This is a genomic window from Devosia chinhatensis (genome assembly GCF_000969445.1).
Lineage (GTDB): Bacteria > Pseudomonadota > Alphaproteobacteria > Rhizobiales > Devosiaceae > Devosia > Devosia chinhatensis.
This window is the reverse complement of record NZ_JZEY01000061.1, coordinates 607,501-628,437: the sequence shown is the minus strand read 5'-3', so window position 1 is coordinate 628,437 and position 20,937 is coordinate 607,501. Positions and strand designations below refer to the sequence as shown.

The following is a 20,937-nucleotide window of genomic DNA, read 5'->3' as shown; positions in this document are numbered from 1 at the left end:
GGAGACGACAGGCCATGCCGTCGCTAAAGGATCTTAAGAACCGGATCGACTCGGTCAAATCGACCCAGAAGATCACCAAGGCCATGCAGATGGTGGCGGCGGCCAAGCTCCGTCGTGCCCAGGATGCGGCCGAAGCTGCGCGTCCCTATGCCGAGCGCATGGGCAAGGTGCTGGCAAGCCTGGCCGCCGTCTATGACGGTCAGACCGACGCGCCCGTTCTCCTGGCCGGTAACGGCAAGGACCAGGTCCATCTGCTGGTCGTTGCGACCGGCGAGCGTGGTCTGGCCGGCGGCTTCAATTCCTCGATCGCGCGTCTGGCGCGCGATCATGCCAACAAGCTTCTGGCGCAGGGCAAGACGGTCAAGTTCCTGACCGTCGGCCGCAAGGGACACGATATTCTCAAGCGGCAGTTCGCCGATAAGATCGTCGAGACGATCAGCTATCGCGACGTCAAGAATATCGGCTTTGCCCAGGCCAGCGACGTGAGCCAGAAGGTGCAGGCCATGTTTGCGGCGGGCGAATTCGACGTCGCAACGCTGTTTTTCGCCAAGTTCAATTCGGTCGTCAGCCAGGTGCCCCAGGCGCTGCAGATCATCCCCGCCAAGATCGAGAAGGTCGAAGGCGAGGGCGCGGTCGTCAGCAACTCGGCCGTGATCTACGAATATGAGCCAAACGAAGAAGCGATCGTGGAAGACCTCTTGCCGCGCAATGTGAGCGTGCAGATTTTCCGCGCCATGCTCGAGAACTCCGCCTCGTTCTACGGTGCGCAGATGTCCGCAATGGACAATGCGACCCGCAATGCCGGGGAAATGATCGGAAAGCTGCAGCTGAGCTATAACCGCCAGCGCCAGGCCCAGATCACCAAAGAACTCATTGAAATCATCTCGGGCGCCGAAGCGCTCTAACCGCACAGCGAGGACGAACAAATGGCAGACAAAAAGGCCGGTCGCGTATCGCAGGTCATCGGTGCCGTCGTTGACGTCGTGTTCGACGATCACCTGCCCGCCATCCTGAACGCGCTTGAAACCACCAATAACGGCCAGCGCCTGGTGCTCGAAGTTGCTCAGCACCTGGGTGAAAACGCCGTGCGCGCCATCGCCATGGACACGACCGAAGGTCTGGTTCGCGGCGCGGAAGTGATCGATCTGGGCGCCGCGATCTCGGTTCCGGTCGGTGAAGCGACCCTGGGCCGCATCATGAACGTCATCGGCGAGCCGATCGACGATGCCGGCCCAATCGTCGGTGAGACGATCCGCGAAATCCATCAGGAGGCTCCCGCCTTCGCCGAACAGAACCCCGAATCCCAGGTTCTTGTTACCGGCATCAAGGTTGTCGACCTGATCGCTCCCTATGCCCGTGGTGGCAAGATCGGCCTGATGGGCGGCGCCGGCGTCGGCAAGACCGTTCTCATCCAGGAACTGATCAACAACGTCGCCAAGGCCCATGGTGGTTATTCGGTGTTTGCCGGCGTGGGTGAACGCACCCGCGAGGGCAACGACCTCTATTACGAAATGATCGAATCGGGCGTGAACAAGAACCCGGTCGAGCACAATGGCTCGGCTGCCGGTTCCAAGTGTGCGCTGGTGTTCGGCCAGATGAACGAGCCCCCCGGTGCCCGTGCCCGCGTGGCGCTGACCGGCCTGACCATCGCCGAGGATTTCCGCGACAAGGGACAGGATGTGCTGTTCTTCGTGGACAACATCTTCCGCTTCACCCAGGCCGGTGCCGAAATGTCGGCTCTCTTGGGCCGTATCCCCTCGGCCGTGGGTTACCAGCCGACGCTGGCTACCGACATGGGCGCGATGCAGGAACGCATCACCACGACCAACAAGGGCTCGATCACGTCCGTGCAGGCCGTGTACGTTCCGGCCGACGACTTGACCGATCCGGCGCCAGCGACCTCGTTCGCCCACTTCGACGCCGTGACGGTTCTCAACCGCGCGATTTCGGAAAAGGGCATCTACCCCGCCGTTGACCCGCTGGCTTCGAACTCGCGCATTCTTGACGCCAACATCGTTGGCCAGGAGCATTACGAAGTCGCCCGTCGCGTTCAGGAAGTGCTGCAGAAGTACAAGGCCCTGCAGGACATCATTGCCATCCTGGGCATGGACGAGCTTTCCGAAGAGGACAAGCTGACCGTGGCCCGCGCCCGCAAGGTCGAGCGCTTCATGAGCCAGCCCTTCGACGTGGCCGAAGTCTTCACCGGCTCGCCGGGCGTGTTCGTGCAGCTTGCCGACACCATCAAGGGCTTCAAGGGCCTCGTCGCCGGCGAGTACGACCACCTGCCGGAAGCTGCCTTCTACATGGTCGGCACGATCGAAGACGCTGTCGCCAAGGCGCAGAAGCTGGCTGCACAGGCCGCCTAATCCGGTCGGGTCGCAACAGCGGCCCGTCCTTCGCGATCGGGGTCCGGATGAGCGTTCGGACCCTTTTTTGGACGACAAAAGCCGCGCGGTCACCCAAGAAAGTGAAACCACTTTGGCTGACCACGCTCTAGAGGACCAAGACAATGGCTGAAGGCCTCAAGATCGAGATCGTGTCACCCGAGCGGCTGGTGCTGTCGGAAGTGGTGCAATCGGTGACCGTGCCCGGCACGGAAGGCTATTTCACGGTGATGGCTGATCATGCCCCGTTCATGACGACGCTGCGTTCCGGCTTCATTACCGTGACCACGAGCACGGGCACGGCCAATATCTATTTCGTCAAGGGTGGCTTCGCCGATGTGTCCCCGGAAGGGCTCACCATTCTGGCCGAGCAGTCCGTGCCCTTCTCCGAATTCGACCATGCCGACCTGCAGACGCAGATCAAGGCAGCCCAGGACGAACTGGGTAGAGCCGAAACCCCTGAAGACAAGTCCTATGCCCAGGAGTTCGTCAGCGGCCTGCTCAACCTTGCCATCGAAGCACAGCAGCTCAACGGCACGCATATCCATTAAAAATCTGCACACGCCCGAGATATCAAGGCCGCCCTATCGGGCGGCCTTTTTGCATGGAAAACGGGCAAATAGCCCATCTTTTATGCAAGATATTGATATTGCTTGATTTTCGCTCTATCTCAACGTCTGATTAAGACTTGGCGTTCAGTCTGTGACTGGGGAAGAGGTGTGATCCGGTCGGGGCGACCGGAAACAGGGGGCTTCAACATGTCCGCATTTCTGGGCAATCTGCGCCTGACATTTGCCATTTCGGCTCTAACGATCGGTGCCATCGCGATATCGATCGTCGCGGTTCTCGTGGGGCTGTTCGTCAGCCTGAGCGGCTCCGTCGAACGAGACAGCCAACTGGCCATAACGAGTGGTACGCGCATTGCGGCGCAGATCCTGCAGGTCAACCTTCCCAGTCTCGAAGTCGGGTTTGACGATACTGGCGGCGTCGCAACATTGCAGGCGCGTTCCATGCCACGCTTTCGCAACCACGATGTCATCGACACGGTCGCCAATGTCTCGGGCACTGAGGTCAGCGTCTACCTCTACGACCCTGAAACCAGCGCTGATTTCACCGTGGGCAGTACCAGCCTGATCAATATTTCCGACGAGCGTCTCATGGACCAGCCTCTGGTTTCCGGTGATGCAGCGTTCGAGCACTTGGTCGCCAATCAGCCCTATATCGGTGAGGCCACTTTTGCCGATACGCGCTATCTGTTGCGCTATCAGCCGATTGCCACAGCCGATGGCAATGTGATCGGCGCGCTGATGGTCGCCGTCGACCGAGCGCCGATCGAGGCTGTACTTTATCAGTCCATGGCGGTCTTGGCCGCTGTCAGTGCGCTTGTTCTGGTTTTGATGGCGCTGGCTGCGCTGATGATCTCGCGCCTGCTTGCGCGCCCGATCCCCAGCTTGGCTCGGACGATGGACGAGATCGCTGCGGGAGCGCTCGATCTGGACGTGCCCTATACTGGTCGCCGCAATGAAATCGGCGCTATGGCCCGCGCTGTTGAAGTGTTCCGGGCCAATTCCGCCGAAAAGCTTGCCCTCGACGTCCAGGCTCGCCAGCATATGGCGGAGGCTGCGGACCATACCGGCCAGTTGCAGGCGATTTCCCGCGCGCAGATCGTTGCCGAGTTCCATCTCGATGGTACCCTGATCACGGCCAATGACAACTTCCTCAGCCTGCTTGGCTATCGTCTTGAAGACGTGCTGGGCCGGCCGAACGCAGACTTCCTCTTCGACGCCGATCCCGGGAGCCAGAGCTATCGCCAGTTCTGGACGGATCTTGCGGCCGGAGCGTTCAAGAGCGGGGAATATCGCCGTCGCACCCGAAATGGCCAGGAAGTGTGGATCCAGAGCACGTTCACGCCCATATTCGATACCTCGGGTACACCCTATAAGGTGGTTCAGTTCGCCTTGGACGTCACCGCGCGCAAACAATCGGTCGCTGCTATCGGCGCCGGGCTCAAGCAATTGGCCGCTGGGGATCTGACAGGGCGCATCGACGAAAATTTTCCGCCCGAGTTCGAGGACCTTCGTCTGGCCCTCAACAGCACCGTAGACCGCTTTGCCGATGTCGTGGGCCAATTGCGCTCGACCACACGCTCCTTGCGTACCGCCAGCGGTGAATTGCTTTCTGGCGCCAATGATCTTTCAGACCGCACGACGCGCCAGGCAGCCACGATCGAAGAAACTTCGGCCGCCATGGATCAATTGGCGGGCACGGTGTCGGGAAATGCCGGCATGGCCGAACAGGCTGCACGCAAGGCGGAAAGCGTCTCGGTGGTCGCTGCGGACAGTAGCGCTGTAATGGTTCAAGCCACGGGCGCCATGGAGCGCATTACCCAGTCTTCTGCCAAGATCTCCAACATTATCGGTCTCATTGACGATATCGCCTTCCAGACCAATCTCCTGGCACTCAATGCTTCCGTCGAGGCCGCGCGCGCTGGCGATGCGGGCAAGGGTTTTGCCGTTGTGGCGGTTGAGGTGCGGCGGCTGGCTCAGAGCGCAGCCAGCGCTTCAGCCGATGTCAAAGCCCTGGTACATGACAGTGGTCTCGAAGTTCATAACGGCGCCCAGCTTGTCGAGGCAGCAGGCGAAAAGCTCAGGGCCATGCAGGCCGAGGTCGACGAGAACTCGGCGCTGGTGCGTACTATCGCCCGGGCCAGCCGCGAACAGGCCGCTTCCATCGAGGAAATCACTGCGGCGGTCCGTCAGCTCGATCAGATGACCCAGCACAATGCATCGCTGGTCGAAGAAACCAACGCGGTCATAGAACAGACTGAAGGGCAGACCCAGGCGCTCGATCGGCTGGTCGACATTTTTCAGGTCGAGCGCAAAAGCCTGGACGGTCAAGGGCGACGCGAGGCGGCCTAACGCAGGGCTGCGTCGACAAGAGCGGATGAATGTAATTCGGTGGTGTCGTAGCAGGGCAGGGGACTGACGCTGTCGTCGATCAGCATGCCGATCTCGGTGCAACCCAGGATGACTGCCTGGGCACCCCGCGCCGCCAGGCGCTCGATTGCGGCGATGTAGATGCGGCGGGAATCGTCACAGACGATCCCCTTGCACAATTGCTCGTAGATGATGCCGTTCAGATTGGTCCGGTCGACGTCGGGAACCAATACGGTGAGGCCGCTTGCGGCCAGACGGTCGCGGTAGAACCCCATTTCCATCGTGAAACTGGTGCCCAGCAGGCCCACACACTCGTAGCCGTCGCCCAACAAGGCGGCGGCGGTCGGATCGGCGATGTGAATGAACGGGATTGATATCTGGGCCGTCAGCTGTTCGGCGACCATATGCATCGTGTTCGTGGCCAACCCCAATATGTCCGCACCAGCCTGTTCGAGGCCCTTGGCCGCTTGCCCCAAAAGGGCGCCTGCCTCATCCCACCGACCCGCTTTCTGCATTTCGGCGATCGGCGCAAAATCCACCGAGTGAATGATGAGCTCGGCCGAATGCAGGCCACCCAGGCGCGCTGCCACGCCCTGATTGATGGCGCGGTAATAATGCGCGGTTGATTCCCAGCTCATGCCGCCCAGAAGGCCGATTGTCCTCAGGCGTGTTTCAGACATGAGTAAAGCGCCTCGGAATGTCGGCGAAGGCGGCTACGACCTTTTCATAGGCCTCGCGCTTGAACGGCACGATCAGGGATGGCGCACGGGACAGGCGCTCCCAGCGCCAGGTGTCGAACTCGGGCGGAAACTTTCCGCCGCCCGGGGAGAGCACGTTGATCTCGCTGTCGCGGCCAGTGAACGCAAAGGCGAACCAGCGCTGCCGCTGCCCGCGGTACTTGCCTTTGAGCGCGATCCCAAGAGCATCGTCGGGGAGATCGTAGTGGATCCATTCGGGTGCCTCTGCGAGCAAGCTCACCGAGCTGATATTGGTTTCCTCGTGCAATTCCCGGAGAGCCGCACGCAGCGGATCTTCTCCCTTGTCGATGCCGCCTTGCGGCATCTGCCAAGGCGCCTGCAACGCGCTTTCGTTTTCCCACTGCACGTCCTGCTTGCGACGCCCCAGAAAGACGTTGCCTTCGGCATTAAAGACGGCCACCCCCACGCAGTCGCGATAGGGCAAGGCTTCACGGTCGGGCCGGCTGGTCATCAGGCTGGTATCTCTATTTCATCAGGGCGCTGGCGGGCACCAACGCTATTCCCTTGGCATCGAGTTCGCGGGCCCAGTCGGACACGGTTTGAACCGATATCGGCAAGGCACTCACAATACCAATAGCACTTCCCGATTCCATGGCCTGCGCTTCAAGGCTGGCAAGCGCTGCGAGAATGGATGCGCGCGCTGGATTGACGTCGACCATCAGGTTGGCCCGGGCGAAGGGGACATTGTTGGTGCCGGCAAACTGGGCGGCCACGGATCGATTGGACCCGCCGTCGTCCATATAGCCCAATCCGCGCGCACCGATTTCTTCCATCACAGGCGCCATGTCCGTGCCCGATGCGGTGAACCGGGCGCCCATATTGTTGATCACGCCGAAATAGCCGCCGAAACGGGCCATCAGCCAGAAAAGTTTGTCGAGATTGGCACGCGGGGATTCGCCGGTGAGGATCGTGTGCGGGCCGGGATCGTTCTGCGGATAGTCAAACGGCTCCATCGGCAATTCCAGCATAACCTCGTGGCCGGCCAAGCGGGCGGCGGCCACGGTGGTCTCGAGGGAGCGACCATAGGGGGCAAATGCCAGCGTCACGTCGTCGGGCAGCGTGCCGATGGCGTCGAGCGATCCCTGCTCGTTGATGCCGAGGCCGGTGAAGACCAAGGCAACGCGCGGTGTCGATTCCGAAACTGTCGAGGCTGGACGGCGATAGGCGACGAACGGGGTCAGTCCCGTGCTCGACATGCGTGGGATGGTGCCGTTGGCCGTCTCTTCGCTGAGATCGGCAAGGACGCCGTCGCGCAATGGAGAGGCGCTGGCGGGCGTGTCTGATGAAGCCGCTGCGTCCACGGCATGAACGCCATCTACAGGGCTTTGATGGGGGTCGGCGGTGATGGTGGCGGGGCCGGATGCAACATCGTGAGCCACCGCATTGCTGTCCCTGGTGGTCGAAATTGCGGTTTCGAGGGCGGGCCTGCCACCTTCGGGATCATCCACGAGCACGATGCGCAGGACGACCCCGCCAACGATCAGGGCAATGACAAGGAACAGCAGTCGACCGAGTGGAAAATGGAACTGGCCCTTGCGCTCCCCCGCCTTGCGTCGACGTCCGTTCAGCGGGGTGGAAAGGTCATTGGCCATGAAAGTTCCGCTCGTGCCCCAGGGGCCTGTGTGGCTGGACCGCGGGCCGAATCAAACGGCCTGCGGTCCAGCGTATCATGCTTGCGCCGGCCTATTCCGCCTGGGGCGGATAGGCAGGGTCTGTCTCCTCGCCGTTGATGAGACGGATGGCGTATTGCAGTTGCGCATCTTCTTCCTTCTCCTGCGGCACATAGACCGAGGAGCCGACGGTGGATTCTTCCTGACCCTCGATAGTGATGTGTCCTTCGAGACCGGCTTCGCCGATGATCTCGTCACGACCCTGGAACTCCTCGGGCACGACCTGGCGGACTTCGATGTCCGGAGTGATGCCAAGCGCCTGGATCGACCGATTGTTCGGCGTGTAGTAACGCGCGGTCGTCAAGCGCATAGCGCCATCCGGGCCGAGAGAGATGATGGATTGCACCGAGCCCTTGCCGAAGGAGCGGGTGCCGACCACGGTGGCCCGCTTGTGGTCCTGAAGCGCCCCGGCGACGATTTCGGAGGCCGAGGCAGACCCGCCATTGATCAGAACGACCATGGGGATCTCGGATAGCTTTTCGTCGAGCTCGTCGGGCATGGCGTCGTAGCGGGCGCTTTCGCCCTGCGTCCGGCCACGGGTGAGAACCACCGCGCCGCGATTGAGGAAGGCATCGGCGACATAGACCGACTGGTCGACCAAGCCACCAGGATTGTTGCGCAGATCGAGAATGATGCCCTTGGGCGGGACGTCGTCCCGCTCGGCATAGATGTCCTCGATGGCGCGCTCGATGCCCACAAAGGCCTGCTCGGAGAAGCGTGAGAGGCGCAGCAGCGCGACATCGCCCTCCATGGACCAGCGCACGGCGCGCATGGAGATAACCCCGCGCGTCAGCTCGAACTCGAGCGGATCGGCCACGCCCTCGCGGATGACGGTAATGGTCACCTGCGTGCCCACGGGCCCGCGCATCTTGTCCACGGCCTCGTCCTGGGTCATGCCCTGAACCTGCTGGCCGTCGATCTGCACGATCAGGTCATTGGCAAGAATACCTGCCCGAGCCGCAGGGGTATCGTCGATCGGGGAGACCACCTTGATCAGCTGGTCTTCCATCATGATTTCCACGCCCAGGCCGCCGAACTGGCCGGAAATGTCCTCCCGCGTCTCGGTGTAATCGGTGGGCGGCAGATAGCCGGAATGGGGGTCGAGCGAGGTCAGCATGCCCTGGATGGCGGCGCGGATGAGCTCCTTTTCATCGGGCGGATCGACATATTCGGAGCGGATGCGGTCGAAGATTTCGCCGAACAGATTGAGATCGGCATAGATTTCCAGCGGGTCGCGCGATGCTGCGGCCTTCTCCGCCTCGGTGGGCTCGGGCTCCTCGCCCGAGGGGCTGGGAGCCACAGGCGTTTCGTCGGTAGGCGCCTGGTCCAGGGGTGTTTCCTCGACGGGGACAGGTGCCGGGGCCTGGTCCTGGGCGATAAGCACCGAAGCCGGCACCAAGAGGGCCGCACCCAAAGCGGCGGCACCAAGAATTGGGAAACGCATGGAGTGATTATCCCGTCTGTTCGTTGTCTGCCCACCATCCGGAAGGATCGATAGGCTCGTTGTTTTGTCGAAGCTCAATATAAAGGGTTGGCTGGGTGTTTCCAGCGCTCGTGGTCACGGTCCGTCCACTTGTGCGTGATCCCATTGTGCCGATCGGTGTGCCCATCTGCACGAATTGACCGATATCGGCGGTTATGGTCTCTAGCCCTGCCAGCAGTGCGGTATAGCCGTCCCCGGTATTGAGAATGACGATCTGGCCATAATTGAGGTAAGGGCCCCTGTAGAGCACCCAGCCATCGGCCGGCGCCAGCACCTGTGCCTCGGCGCGGGTGAGGATGGACTGTCCCTGCGAGATACCGCCCCGCCCGTCATTGGCACCATAGGCCATGGCGATATTGCCATTGGCCGGTTGGGTGAGATAGCCGCGGGCCAGGGAGAAAGGGATTGCCGGCTGGTTGCGGGCCGTGTCGGCAAAGGCCATCTGGATGGCTTCGGGCGACAATTGGGGCACGTCCGGATCTGCGGCCGGAGCGGTTTCGGCGCCGGCTGCGGCCCGTTCCGACAGGGCGGTCACCAGTTCGCGCAAGGTGGCCGCACGCTCGGCCAGGGCCAGGGCCTCGGCTTCTTCAGTGGTGAGGTCGGTGTTCAGTTGCGCAATGCCCTGCCGGCGGGCGGCGATCAGGGTCGCGATGCGCAATTGCTCTTCTTCGAGCACCTGATGGTTGGCCTTGAGGGTCTCTTCCTCGGCGAGGGCGGCAGCCTTGATGTCGGTGAGAGCCTTGAGATCGAGTGCCACGGCATCGGCGCGCTCGCGCAGTTGCGGGACGATTGAGGCGATGAGCATGGCGCCACGCGCCGAGCCCAGGGCGTCGTCCGGATCGACCACCAAAGCAGGCGGCGGGTTGAGGGAAATGCGCTGCAAGGCCGCGAGAACATTGGCGATTTCGGCGTCGGCGCCATCGAGCCGGCCTCGCACTTCGAGCTCCCGTACGATGAGGTCGGAAAGCCTGTCCTCGATATCGGTGATCTCGATTTCGGCCAGCTTCACCCGCTGTCCGGCGGCGATAAGGGCGGCATTCTGCTGGGCGGCATCGCCTTCCATGGCAGCGATCTCGGCCCGCATCTCCTCGATGCGCTCCCGGCTGAGCGTCAGGGTTGCCTCAAGCTGTTCGAGCTCTGCGGCGCTGGTTTGCGTCTCGGGTTCGGCCGGGGAAGCCGAAGGATCGAGGGGCAGGCCGGGGCGCAATTCGGTCTCGGCCGGCGCTTCCTCTACAGGCTCGGTCTGGGCATGAGTCATGGGGCTGGCGAGGCCCAGCAGCAGCAGGCTCGTCAGCGCTAGTCTGGTCATGCTTGCCGCTGGCAAGGGCATGGGCTCTCCCCGAATCAGTGGGCGCACATTAGCAAGCCGCAGGCAAAGAGCCGGTTAACATTGCTTAACCATGATGGGTCTGCGGGTAACAGACTGTTGACGTTGAGCCTGGCATCGGGGGCTAATCGCCACGATGGTAGGGATGACCGGCTAAAATCGTGGTGGCGCGGTATAATTGCTCGGCCAGCATGATGCGCACGAGCTGGTGCGGCCAGACCATGGGCGAGAAACTGACGACGAGATCGGCGTCCTTCACCAGATCGGGATCAATGCCGTCGGCGCCACCGATGACGAAGCCGACTGCGGAACGACCATCGTCGCGCCAGCGGCCGAGCTGGTTGGCAAAGCTCTCCGACGTCACGGCCTTGCCGCGCTCGTCGAGGGCGACAACCATGCCATCGGGCAGGGCGGCACGAATGGCCCGGGCCTCCTCCGCCCTGCGCGCGGCGGCCGAGCTGGCGCGAGATTCAGAGAGCTCGACGACATCGAACCCGGTCAGCGCGAGAGGCTTGCCCGAAAAGCTGGCCCGCTCAAGATAACGGGCCACAAGCTCGCGCTCTGGCCCGTTCTTCATTCGGCCGACGGCCGCGATGGATAGACGCATCTTCTAGTGCTGATCGGCGGCGAAGTCGGCCTGCCACATCTTTTCGATATTGTAGAATTCGCGCACTTCGGGGCGGAAGACATGCAGGATCACGTCGCCGGCATCGACCAGGACCCAATCGGCATGGGGAAGACCTTCGACCCGCGGCTTGCCATGGCCGTGATCGCGCAGGGCGGTGATGACCTGATCGGCAACGGCGGCGACATGGCGATGCGAACGACCCGAGGTCACGACCATGTGGTCGGCCAGCGAGGACTTGCCGGTGATGTCGACGGCCACGGTTTCCTCGGCCTTGGCATCTTCAAGGGTGTCGAGAATGAGCTCGATGAGCGGCTTCTGAGCAGCGCCGGTGGCAGCGGGGGAAGCGGGCGTGGTGTTTTCGGGCAGCGCGGCCATCAGAAACGGCCTTCCGCCCATGCGCGGGCATGGGTCATGCGTAAGTCAAGCATCCTTGGTTGTTGATCGGAATATAGCGGCGTCGTGAAAACGGCAAGCCGTCTGTTCCTGTTCCGGTGACAATGATCACACTTGGCGCTGAATATGCGCTTTATGGACCCATTTCGCAAGATCAGGCGGCGATCACGCTTAATTTGGGTCCTTCGCCGCCCGGATGGCTGAAGAGGAAAGGCTCGATTGCCGGCCCTGCAGATAGATCCAGGCCGGGGGGGCGCAGAGCGGAAGAATGGCAGCATCAGCCTCATCGATCTGGGCATAGTCGAGCATGGTGGCGGCGCGGGACGCGAGAGCGCGCCGGGCCGCGCCAGGACGGACATAAACCGCGATGGGGACGCGGGCGGCGATGTCGCGCCAGCGCTGCCAGCGGTGGAAATTGGCCAGGCTATCGGCCCCCATGATCCAGACGAACCGCCGGCCGGGCAGGGTGCTGGTCAGAAAATCGATGGTTTGCCAGGAATAGGTGAAGCCCTTCGCCGCCTCGAACCCGGTGACGCGGATACGTGGATGGGCAATGCGGGCGCGGGCGGCTTGGACGCGGGTGTCGAGCGGAGGCAGGCCGGCATTGTTCTTGAGCGGATTGCCCGGGGTGACGAGCACCCAGAGCGCGTCGAGCTCGAGGCGGCGCAGGGTTTCCTCCATGACGAGCAAATGCCCGTCATGAATGGGATTGAAGGACCCGCCGAAGAGCCCGATGCGCATGCCGGGGGCAGATGGGGGAATTTCGGTGATGCCGGGTATGCGGAGAGGCGGGCGCAGGGTCATGAGCGCCTCTCCCTCAGCGAGAGGGGCCGGCGCGCAGCGCCAGGCAATGGGGCCTTTGCAGCCGGGGGTGGAAGCCGGAAGGCCCCCTCACCCCGGCCCTCTCCACCCAGGGAGAGGGGGCGATGAAGCGCAGGGTTTGGCAGTGGCGTCAGGAGAACCCTCACCCATCTTCCGGGCGAGGTTGGGTGGGGGCCGGCCGAGGACGGTAAACCCATCAAGGCCTTGTCTGCCCGTTGCCGCGGACGCGGTATTTGAAGCTGGTGAGCTGTTCGACGCCGACGGGGCCGCGGGCGTGCATCTTACCGGTGGCAATGCCGATTTCGCCGCCGAAGCCGAATTCGCCGCCATCGGCGAACTGGGTGGAGGCGTTGTGGACGAGGATGGCGCTGTCGATGCCGTTGAAGAATTTTTCGACGGCTTCGGCATCCTCGGCGATGATGGCTTCTGTGTGGTGGGAGGAATAGTGCTCGATATGGGCAATGGCCTGTTCGAGACTGTCGACGATCTTCACCGAGATGATGGCGTCTTCATATTCGGTCTTCCAATCTTCCTCATTGGCCGCGACGGCTCCGGGGATCATGGAGAGGACGGTTTCGTCGCCCCGGATTTCGCAACCCTTGGCCACGAGTGCGGCGATGATGGGCTGGAGATGAGTGCCGACCACATCCTTGTGGACGAGCAGGGTTTCGGCGGCGCCGCAAATGCCGGTGCGGCGCATCTTGGCGTTGAGGGTGACCGAGACGGCTTTGTCGAGATCGGCGGATTTGTCGATATAGACATGCACGAGCCCTTCGAGATGGGCAAAGACCGGCACACGGGCTTCGGACTGGACGCGGGAGACCAGCGACTTGCCGCCGCGCGGGACGATGACGTCGATATTGCCGTCGAGACCCTTGAGCATCTCGCCCACTGCCTCGCGGTCGGTAGTGGGGACGAGCTGGACGCATTCGACCGGCAGGCCGGCCAGATGCAGGCCATCGAGCAGGCAATCGACCAGAGCGGTCGAGGAATGGAAGCTGTCCGATCCGCCGCGCAGGACGACGGCATTGCCCGACTTGATGCAGAGCGCGCCGGCATCGGCAGTGACATTGGGGCGGGATTCGAAAATGACGCCGATGACGCCGAGCGGGGTGCGGACACGCTCGATATGGAGACCATTGGGCCGGTCCCATTCTGAGATGATCGTGCCGACCGGATCGGGCAGTTCGGCAATGGTCTTCACCGCCTCGATAATGCCGTCGATGCGGGCGTCGTTGAGCAGGAGACGGTCCAGAAAAGCGCCGGAAATACCTTTTTCCTTCGCCGCAGCCATGTCGAGTTCGTTGGCGGCGAGGATTTTCTTGCGATGCGCATTGATGGCGCCGGCGGCAGTGAGGAGGGCCGTGCGCTTCTGTTCCGCCGTGGCGATCTTGAGGGCGCTGGCGCCGATGCGGGCATTGCGGCCGATCCCGGCCATGATCTCCGCGATAGAAGGCGTGGATTGAACGGCGCTCATGCGGTGGTTTCCTCTATACTGCCCGTCAGGACCATATTGTCACGATGCACCATTTCGGCGCGGTTCCCGGCGCCGAGCAATTCGACGATGGCATGGCTGCGCTTGCCCATGACGAGGCGCGCGTCCTCGCTGTCGAGACCGCTGAGGCCGCGCGCGATTTCCCGGCCTTCGGGATCGAGCACGGCAATGGTGTCGCCGCGCTCGAAAGCGCCGGTGATGCGGGTGACGCCGATGGGCAGGAGCGAGCGGCCTTTCTTCAGCGCCCCGGCAGCGCCGGCATCGACCTGAACCGAACCCGAGACCTGCAAGGTGCCCATGATCCAGCGCTTGCGCGATTGGGCGCGGCTGGTGGCTGCGTGGAACAATGTGTGGAGCCCGCCTGCGCCGAGCCTTTGCAGCGGATGGCCTTCGGTGCCCTTGGCGATGATCATGGCGGTGCCGGCCAGCGTTGCGATCTTGCCGGCTTCGACCTTGGTGGTCATGCCGCCACGCGAAAGGTGGCTGGCCGCGCCGCCGGCCATGGCCTCGATGGCCGGCGTGATGCGCTCGACCACGGGAATATGGGCGGCGTCGGGGTCCCGGGCCGGTGGCGCGGTATAGAGCCCGTCGATGTCGGAAAGCAGGACAAGCAGGTCCGCCTCGATCATGGTGGCGACGCGGGCCGAGAGGCGGTCATTGTCGCCATAGCGGATCTCGGCGGTGGCGACGCTGTCATTCTCGTTGATGATGGGAATGGCACCCAGCCCCAGAAGCGTCTGGATGGTGGTGCGGGCATTGAGGAAATAGCGGCGTTCCTCGGTGATATTGGGGGTAATGAGGATCTGCCCGGTGACGATATCGTGCTGGCCCAGCGCCTCGGCCCAGGCCTGGCTGAGCGCGATCTGCCCGGCGCTGGCGGCGGCCTGGCTTTGCTCGAGCGTCAGAACGGGAGCGGACAGGCCCAGCAGCCCCCGGCCCAGCGCAATGGCGCCGGAGGATACGATGACGATCTCGCGGCCTTCGGCCTTGAGCGCGGCGATGTCGGCGGCCAGCTCGGCCAACCAGGCGGCCCGCAGCTTGCCGGCCTTGTCGACGAGCAGGGCCGAGCCGATCTTGATGGTAATGCGCCGATAGGGGGCGAGGGGGTTCATCTATCCAGTTCCGCCGAGAAACACGGGGACATTCGCGCGAAAGCGGGAACCTGCAGTCGCAATCGGGCGATCGCCAAACAGGGGTCGCGGCTTTCGCCTCTATAAGCGTCTTGCTCGACCCGGTAGCGCGCCGCCAGAGGACAGCGGATCACGGCGTCCATTTTTCTTCCGTGGGCTTGGCGTCGAGGGCGGCGGCTTCGGCCTTGTCGGCGTCGAGGATGTGCAGCACGTCCCATAGAACCTGCTCGACGCCCTGGCCGGTGGCGCCCGAGATCAGGCGAACCTCGGCCTTGCTGGCTTTCTTCAGTGCCTTGACCTTGTCCTTGATCTCCTCCTCGGTGAGGGCATCGATCTTGTTGAGGACGACGATTTCCTGCTTTTCGGCCAGCACATCGGCATAGGCAGCCAGTTCGTGGCGGACCGCCTTATAGACATGGACCACGTCTTCATTGGTGCCGTCGATCAGGTGGATGAGCACGTTGCAGCGCTCGATATGGCCCAGGAACCGGTCGCCGATGCCCACGCCTTCGCTGGCGCCCTCGATGAGGCCGGGAATGTCGGCCAGCACGAATTCCCGCTCGCCGATGCGCACCACGCCCAGATTGGGGTGGAGCGTGGTGAAGGGGTAATCGGCGATCTTGGGCTTGGCGGCGGTGACGGCGGCGAGAAAGGTCGACTTGCCGGCATTGGGCTGACCGACGAGGCCGGCATCGGCGATGAGCTTGAGGCGCAGCCAGATGCCCTTTTCGACGCCCTCCTGGCCGGGATTGGCGCGGCGGGGGGCCTGGTTGGACGAGGTCTTGAAATAGGCATTGCCGAAGCCGCCATTGCCGCCCTTGAGCAGCACGACGCGCTGGCCGATCTCGGTGAAATCGGCGATCAGGGTTTCCTGGTCTTCCTCGAAGATCTGGGTGCCCTTGGGCACGCGCAGGATGACATCCTCGGCATTGGCGCCATGGCGGTTCTTGCCCATGCCATGGGTGCCCGTATCGGCGCGGAAATGCTGCTGGTAGCGGAAATCGATCAGCGTATTGAGGCCTTCGGCGCAGACGGCGACGATGTCGCCGCCGCGTCCGCCATTGCCGCCGTCAGGGCCGCCGAACTCGATGAATTTTTCCCGGTGGAAGCTGACGGCACCGCCGCCGCCCGAACCGGACTTGATATAGACCTTGGCCTGGTCGAGAAATTTCATTGGTGTCGAGCCTTCCAGCGTCTAATGCGTCGCATCTTGGGGTCGCGCGGCTTCTCCGGCATGGTCCCGGAAGCGTTCGCGCGTCAGTTTGGTGTCGATATGCTCCACCTCGGCGTTGCGCGCAAGGCAGAGCAGGCTGGAACGGCCCGTCACGGTAAAGCCCAGCCGGTTCTGGATCGCCAGAGAGGCGGCGTTGAAGTGGAATACGCCGGAGCGCACCACGTCCACATCGGTGCCGGCAAAGAGCCAGTCGAGACTGGCGCGGACCGCCTCGCTCATGATGCCCTGTCCCCAGAACGGCCGACCCAGCCAATAGCCGATGATGGGACCGTCCGGGCCGGGATGAAAGCCCACCTGGCCGGTATAGACCCCTGCATGTTCGATGGCGAAATTGACCTCGTCGGGCGGCGTGGACGCCCGCCGCGTGCCCAGCCAGGTCCGGGCATCGTCGAGCGTATAGGGATGGGGCACGCGGGCCAGGTTTCCCGCCACGCCGAAATCGTTGAGATAGAGCGCGATGGCCTCGGCGTCGCCCAGCTGGGGCGGGCGCAGGATGAGACGGGGCGTGCGGATCGTTTGGGTCAGGCGCATTTGAGGCTCCCACGCGCCAGCCAGTCGCTGCGCGTCAACTGCGTAACCACGTGGGGCACATTGTGTTGCAGCGCCTGGGAAAAACGCATGTCGCGACCGCATTCGACAAAGCCCAGCTTGGCCTGGACGCGCAGCGAGGGCTTGTTGTCGGCCTGGGCGGAGCAGCGGATCTGCTGTTGCGGGCCGCGGGCAAAATGCCAGTTGATCATGGCCGAGGCCGCTTCGGTCAGATAGCCGCGGCCCCAATGCGGACGGGCGATCCAGAAGCCGAGTTCGTCGGCGAGCGAGAGGCAGCCGATCAGCCCCTTGCCCGGCACCTCGATGATGAAAAGGGCCTGTTCGGAATGACCCACCGGGGCCTGGCGCAGCCAGTCGCTGGCCATGGACAGCGTATAGGGCCAGGGCAGGTGCGTCAGCCAGCGGGCGACGGCGAATTCGCTGACCCCCAGGGCATAGCAGGGGGCGTCGTCGGGCCGGGCCGGACGCAGGAGGAGGCGGGCAGTGCGCAGCTCGGTCATCTGGTTAAATCCAGCGACATGAGGACCATGTCCTGGCCCTCGAGATTGCCGTCGGTCTCGATGATCTTGCCGGTCTCGACAAAGCCGAGTTTCCTGAGCACATTGCGCGATGCCATATTGGTCGTGCGGGCGCGGGAGCCCAGCGCAGTCGCGCCGGCGGATCGGGCCGCCGCGATCAGGGCCTGGGCGGCTTCGGTGGCATAGCCATGGCCCCAATAGGGTTCGCCCAGCCAATAGCCCAGTTCGGCGGGCTCGTCGCCCAGGAGATGCAGGCCGACGACACCGATCAGCGCGCCATCAAGGATCAGCCCGTAGCAGGCCTCCTCGTCGCTGGGCACGATCTGTTCGATGAAGAAGCGCGCATCCTCCAGGCCGTAGGGGAAGGGGAGGCGGGCTATCCATTTGTGCACATTGGCATTGTTGCAGAGTTCGGCGATGGCGGCAGCATGCGCCATTTTGGGCGCGGTCAGGACCAGACGCGCAGTGGACAGCGTGGCGGGCAGACGATGCTTGAAGGCGGTCATGGCTCAAAGCTCTACAAAGACGAAAAGGGGAACCGGTCGGACCGGTTCCCCTTTGCTTTGCTTGTGTCTCTTGCCAAACAGCGCCGGGGAACGAGGTCTCCGGCGGGTTGGTCAGGCCTGCCGGATTATTCGGCGGCCTCTGCCGGGATGACAGACACGTGTACTTTGGAGTTCGCGCGGGTGCGGAACGCCACATTGCCGTCGATCAGGGCATAGATGGTGTGGTCCTTGCCCAGGCCGACGCCGGTGCCCACAGCCCACTTGGTGCCGCGCTGACGAATGATGATGTTGCCGGCGACGACGGTTTCGCCACCGAACTTCTTCACGCCAAGACGACGGCCAGCAGTATCACGACCGTTGCGGGATGAACCGCCTGCTTTCTTATGTGCCAATTGTCTAGCTCCTTATTCCTTATCGGCCTTGTCGGCCTTCTTGGCCGGGGCCTTCTTTGCCGGCTTTTCAGCGGCATTGTCTTCGGTGGCGGCGGCCTTCTTGGCGGCCGGCTTCTTGGCCGGTGCCTCGGCAGCTGCGTCAGCCTCGGTCTTCTTGGTCGCCTTCTTGGCCGGAGCCTTTTCGGTGACGGCCTCGGTGGTTTCGGCCTTGGCCGCAGCCTTGATGGTCGGCTTGGCGCCGCCCGTCAGGATCTCGGTGATGCGGACCGTGGACAAAAGCTGACGGTGACCGTTGCGGCGACGCGAATTGTGGCGGCGACGCTTCTTGAAGATGATGACGGTCTTCTGCTTGCGGGTCTCGACCAGCTCGGCGGCAACCAGAGCGCCTTCCACCAGCGGAGCGCCGATGGTGTCGCCAACCATGAGGACTTCGTCAAAGGTGACGATGTCGCCGGCTTCAGCGTCGAGCTTTTCGATCTTGATGACGTCGTTGGCAGCAACCTTGTACTGCTTCCCGCCCGTCTTGATAACGGCAAAAGTCATGTTTCAGCCCACTGGTTCTGCCAGCAGGTCCCTATCTGTCGCGCTCTGCGGCGCCGCGGCCTCATGCCAATTCCGCGGGCTTTACGAAGGATGCCGGACACAAGTCCGGCGGCAGCCTCGAGCAGCGTTTTCAAACAAAACCAGCGCACCGGACGGACCGGTGCGCATGGATCGGGCGCTTATCGGCAAAAAGCCTCTTTGAGTCAAGCGCCGTCGCGGGAAACGACGGCGCTCGACAGTGCTCAGCCCTGGCCGTTCGGATACCAGTTGCGCAGCCGAAGCTCGACGCCGTCCTCGATTGCGGCGTCGAGAACGGACAGGTCGCTGTCACCGTAATGGTAGGGATAGACGATGGCGGGCTTGAAGGTGTTGATCGCCTCGGCGGCCTGCTCGGGCGTCATTGTATAGGGCAGGTTCATGGGCAGGAAGGCCACGTCGATGTCGGTCAGGGCCAGCATGTCCTCGGTGGGCTCGGTATCGCCGGCAACATAGACCTGGGTGTCGCCGAAGGTGAGGATATAGCCATTGCCGACGCCTTCGGGATGGTATTGCATCCGGTCAGGCGTGGTGTTGTGGGCGGCTATGGCGCGAACGGGAATGTCGATGAGAACCGCATCCTCGCCGTTGGCGACGGCGCTGGCATTGGCCTTGAGGGCCTCGGGCAATTGGTCGAACACTTCCTGATTGGTCAGAAAGGGCAGGTCGGCGCCGATGGCTTCGAGCGTGGGCAGATCGAAATGGTCGCCATGGCCATGGGTAATCAGGATGGCGGTGGGCGCGGGCAGGCCGGCATAAAGTTCGGCGCCGCCCACCGGGTCGACATAGATGACCTTGTCGCCCCATTCGAGCACGAGGCTGGCATGGTCGACAGGATGGATGACGAGATCGCCGGCACTGGTCGGGATCGTGTCGGGCATGGCGGCGTCTCCGGCGGCTTGCTGGGCATTGGCAATCGAGGTGCCGGCAATGCCGACAAGCGGCAGAGCGGCCATTCCGGCCAGTATGGTGCGGCGGTGGACCATGTTCAATCTCCCTGGAAAATTGCTGCAAACACGGCTTGAACGCGCGGGACCTTCTCTCCGATCAATGTGCACGGCTTTGTGAAGAGGGTCAGCCCAGCGCGCCCTGCGCTTCCTTGAGCAAGGCATCTCGATGATGAAGGCGCCAATGGGTGAGGCTCCAACCCGGCGCATCGGGCAGAATAATGCATATGGGCAGGTAGACCCGGGCGACGATCTTAGCTGTTGCTGCGCAGACAGTGCATGTCCCGCTTCTATATTCATTGCCCTCGAAGGCATCGAGGGCAATGTAGTCGTCATCCGCGAGCCCGCTGATAAGCGTGCCGGAAGCATGGGCGCCAGCATCAGGGATCAGCGCTGGATAGGGACGACCGGGATAGGTGACGACGCGATGGTGGGGGAGCGAGGCAGGGGAGAAAGCCAGCGGCGCAACGGGGCGGCCAAGCACGGCCTCGAGAATTCCTTGGTCCTGCAAAGTGCCATAGGCAAAGAGCGGATCGGCCATTGTGAGAATTCCTTGCCGGGAGGCGCACGGGGGAGTTGCAGAGGTGTGCATGCTATGCCATAAGCCGCCCCGTATCGACCAGCCGCGTCCGGTCCGGACGCTTTCGATCTCGCGGAGAGATGGCAGAGCGGTTGAATGCACCGCACTCGAAATGCGGCATAGGGGCAACTCTATCGGGGGTTCGAATCCCTCTCTCTCCGCCACTTCATCCTGCTCTTGGCGCCAATCCCGTTCACACCAGGCTCTGACTTGAAGGGCCCGTCGATGACGGCTCGGCCATTATCGTTGCTTTGTTCGTGGCGGGCCGGATGTCGCTGATCGATGGCCCGAGATCGGACCGGGCGCCATTGCTTCCCACGATCGCGATCCTGCGATGAGAACAGGACGCCGGCTCGAGGCCGCTTCTTGCGCGGTGGGTGCATGTCGTGACGGGTCTGCCGGCAGGGATATGTGGTCAGGATAAGCGCGCCCTGCGGGCGGCACCAATACGGCGGCTGCAAGATGTCGATCATCGGGGGTGCGGCGCAGACAAGGTGTCCGGGATAGTGCATGGACCATGCAGTCGCCGTGGCCTGCATAAGGGGCGCTCTATAGAATGGCCTCTATTTACTAAGGGTGCGCCTTCAGGCGCCGCATCGCCGGAGC

22 protein-coding genes and 1 tRNA gene are annotated in these 20,937 nt (G+C 63.0%); 5 read left to right on the top strand and 18 right to left on the bottom strand.

From position 1 onward, the window contains the following. The first annotated feature begins 14 nt into the window (after positions 1-14). The 4 genes from VE26_RS13315 to VE26_RS17225 all read left to right on the top strand — a co-directional run bounded on the left by VE26_RS13315 (position 15) and on the right by VE26_RS17225 (position 5,302). Entirely contained in the window at positions 15-905 is an 891-nt protein-coding gene (locus VE26_RS13315) for a F0F1 ATP synthase subunit gamma (RefSeq protein WP_046105687.1), read from the top strand. Positions 906-926: 21 nt separating this feature from the next. Beyond that, positions 927-2,366, top strand: coding sequence for a F0F1 ATP synthase subunit beta (gene atpD, locus VE26_RS13310; protein WP_046105686.1), 1,440 nt, complete (start codon positions 927-929; stop codon positions 2,364-2,366). 143 nt (positions 2,367-2,509) lie between these two features. After that, positions 2,510-2,935 (top strand): F0F1 ATP synthase subunit epsilon, encoded by a 426-nt coding sequence (locus VE26_RS13305; RefSeq protein ID WP_046105685.1) that lies wholly within the window; start codon positions 2,510-2,512, stop codon positions 2,933-2,935. 207 nt (positions 2,936-3,142) lie between these two features. Continuing rightward, the gene (locus tag VE26_RS17225; protein WP_052715915.1) at positions 3,143-5,302 is read left to right on the top strand and encodes a methyl-accepting chemotaxis protein; all 2,160 of its coding nucleotides are present in this window, start codon (positions 3,143-3,145) and stop codon (positions 5,300-5,302) included. On the opposite strand, the gene VE26_RS13295 is transcribed toward VE26_RS17225, so the two are convergent. The 18 genes from VE26_RS13295 to VE26_RS17220 all read right to left on the bottom strand — a co-directional run bounded on the left by VE26_RS13295 (position 5,299) and on the right by VE26_RS17220 (position 20,292). Continuing rightward, on the bottom strand, positions 5,299-6,000 hold the full coding sequence (locus VE26_RS13295; protein WP_280136892.1) for an aspartate/glutamate racemase family protein: 702 nt from the start codon (positions 5,998-6,000) through the stop codon (positions 5,299-5,301). The genes VE26_RS17225 and VE26_RS13295 overlap by 4 nt on opposite strands. Next, entirely contained in the window at positions 5,993-6,529 is a 537-nt protein-coding gene (locus tag VE26_RS13290; protein WP_046105684.1) for an RNA pyrophosphohydrolase, read from the bottom strand. Before VE26_RS13290 ends, VE26_RS13295 begins: the two co-directional genes overlap by 8 nt. Before the next feature lie 13 nt (positions 6,530-6,542). Next, positions 6,543-7,670 carry a divergent polysaccharide deacetylase family protein gene (locus VE26_RS13285; RefSeq protein WP_046105683.1) on the bottom strand — a complete coding sequence of 376 codons (1,128 nt, stop codon included), beginning with the start codon at positions 7,668-7,670 and terminating at the stop codon, positions 6,543-6,545. A gap of 91 nt (positions 7,671-7,761) precedes the next feature. Continuing rightward, complete coding sequence (locus tag VE26_RS13280; RefSeq protein ID WP_084620458.1) at positions 7,762-9,192, bottom strand: S41 family peptidase; 1,431 nt, start codon at positions 9,190-9,192, stop codon at positions 7,762-7,764. Positions 9,193-9,199: 7 nt separating this feature from the next. Continuing rightward, positions 9,200-10,561: a murein hydrolase activator EnvC family protein gene (locus tag VE26_RS13275; RefSeq protein ID WP_084620455.1), complete on the bottom strand. Its 1,362-nt coding sequence runs from the start codon at positions 10,559-10,561 to the stop codon at positions 9,200-9,202. A gap of 121 nt (positions 10,562-10,682) precedes the next feature. Beyond that, positions 10,683-11,165 (bottom strand): 23S rRNA (pseudouridine(1915)-N(3))-methyltransferase RlmH, encoded by a 483-nt coding sequence (rlmH, locus tag VE26_RS13270; RefSeq protein WP_046105682.1) that lies wholly within the window; start codon positions 11,163-11,165, stop codon positions 10,683-10,685. Positions 11,166-11,168: 3 nt separating this feature from the next. Continuing rightward, positions 11,169-11,561, bottom strand: coding sequence for a ribosome silencing factor (rsfS, locus tag VE26_RS13265; RefSeq protein WP_046105681.1), 393 nt, complete (start codon positions 11,559-11,561; stop codon positions 11,169-11,171). Between the two features lie 189 nt (positions 11,562-11,750). Then, positions 11,751-12,383: a nicotinate-nucleotide adenylyltransferase gene (locus tag VE26_RS13260; RefSeq protein ID WP_046105680.1), complete on the bottom strand. Its 633-nt coding sequence runs from the start codon at positions 12,381-12,383 to the stop codon at positions 11,751-11,753. Positions 12,384-12,597: 214 nt separating this feature from the next. Beyond that, complete coding sequence (locus tag VE26_RS13255) at positions 12,598-13,878, bottom strand: glutamate-5-semialdehyde dehydrogenase (RefSeq protein ID WP_046105679.1); 1,281 nt, start codon at positions 13,876-13,878, stop codon at positions 12,598-12,600. Then, positions 13,875-15,008 carry a glutamate 5-kinase gene (proB, locus tag VE26_RS13250; protein ID WP_046105678.1) on the bottom strand — a complete coding sequence of 378 codons (1,134 nt, stop codon included), beginning with the start codon at positions 15,006-15,008 and terminating at the stop codon, positions 13,875-13,877. Before proB ends, VE26_RS13255 begins: the two co-directional genes overlap by 4 nt. A gap of 148 nt (positions 15,009-15,156) precedes the next feature. Then, entirely contained in the window at positions 15,157-16,200 is a 1,044-nt protein-coding gene (gene obgE, locus VE26_RS13245) for a GTPase ObgE (RefSeq protein ID WP_046105677.1), read from the bottom strand. Between the two features lie 21 nt (positions 16,201-16,221). Next, positions 16,222-16,791, bottom strand: a complete 570-nt coding sequence (locus VE26_RS13240) for a GNAT family N-acetyltransferase (protein WP_046105676.1) — start codon at positions 16,789-16,791, stop codon at positions 16,222-16,224. After that, the gene (locus tag VE26_RS13235) at positions 16,782-17,309 is read right to left on the bottom strand and encodes a GNAT family N-acetyltransferase (RefSeq protein WP_046105675.1); all 528 of its coding nucleotides are present in this window, start codon (positions 17,307-17,309) and stop codon (positions 16,782-16,784) included. The genes VE26_RS13240 and VE26_RS13235 overlap by 10 nt, the downstream gene beginning before the upstream one ends. After that, positions 17,306-17,833 carry a GNAT family N-acetyltransferase gene (locus tag VE26_RS13230; protein WP_046105674.1) on the bottom strand — a complete coding sequence of 176 codons (528 nt, stop codon included), beginning with the start codon at positions 17,831-17,833 and terminating at the stop codon, positions 17,306-17,308. Before VE26_RS13230 ends, VE26_RS13235 begins: the two co-directional genes overlap by 4 nt. Before the next feature lie 125 nt (positions 17,834-17,958). Further along, complete coding sequence (gene rpmA, locus VE26_RS13225; protein WP_046105673.1) at positions 17,959-18,225, bottom strand: 50S ribosomal protein L27; 267 nt, start codon at positions 18,223-18,225, stop codon at positions 17,959-17,961. Positions 18,226-18,237: 12 nt separating this feature from the next. Beyond that, positions 18,238-18,768, bottom strand: coding sequence for a 50S ribosomal protein L21 (gene rplU / locus VE26_RS13220; protein WP_046105672.1), 531 nt, complete (start codon positions 18,766-18,768; stop codon positions 18,238-18,240). Between the two features lie 242 nt (positions 18,769-19,010). Further along, entirely contained in the window at positions 19,011-19,790 is a 780-nt protein-coding gene (locus VE26_RS13215; RefSeq protein WP_052715912.1) for an MBL fold metallo-hydrolase, read from the bottom strand. Between the two features lie 88 nt (positions 19,791-19,878). Then, entirely contained in the window at positions 19,879-20,292 is a 414-nt protein-coding gene (locus tag VE26_RS17220) for a gamma-glutamylcyclotransferase family protein (RefSeq protein WP_052715911.1), read from the bottom strand. A 113-nt stretch (positions 20,293-20,405) separates the two neighbouring features. Between VE26_RS17220 and VE26_RS13205 the strand changes: the two genes are divergently transcribed. Beyond that, a tRNA-Ser gene (locus VE26_RS13205) sits at positions 20,406-20,495 on the top strand. Positions 20,496-20,937 lie beyond the last annotated feature (442 nt).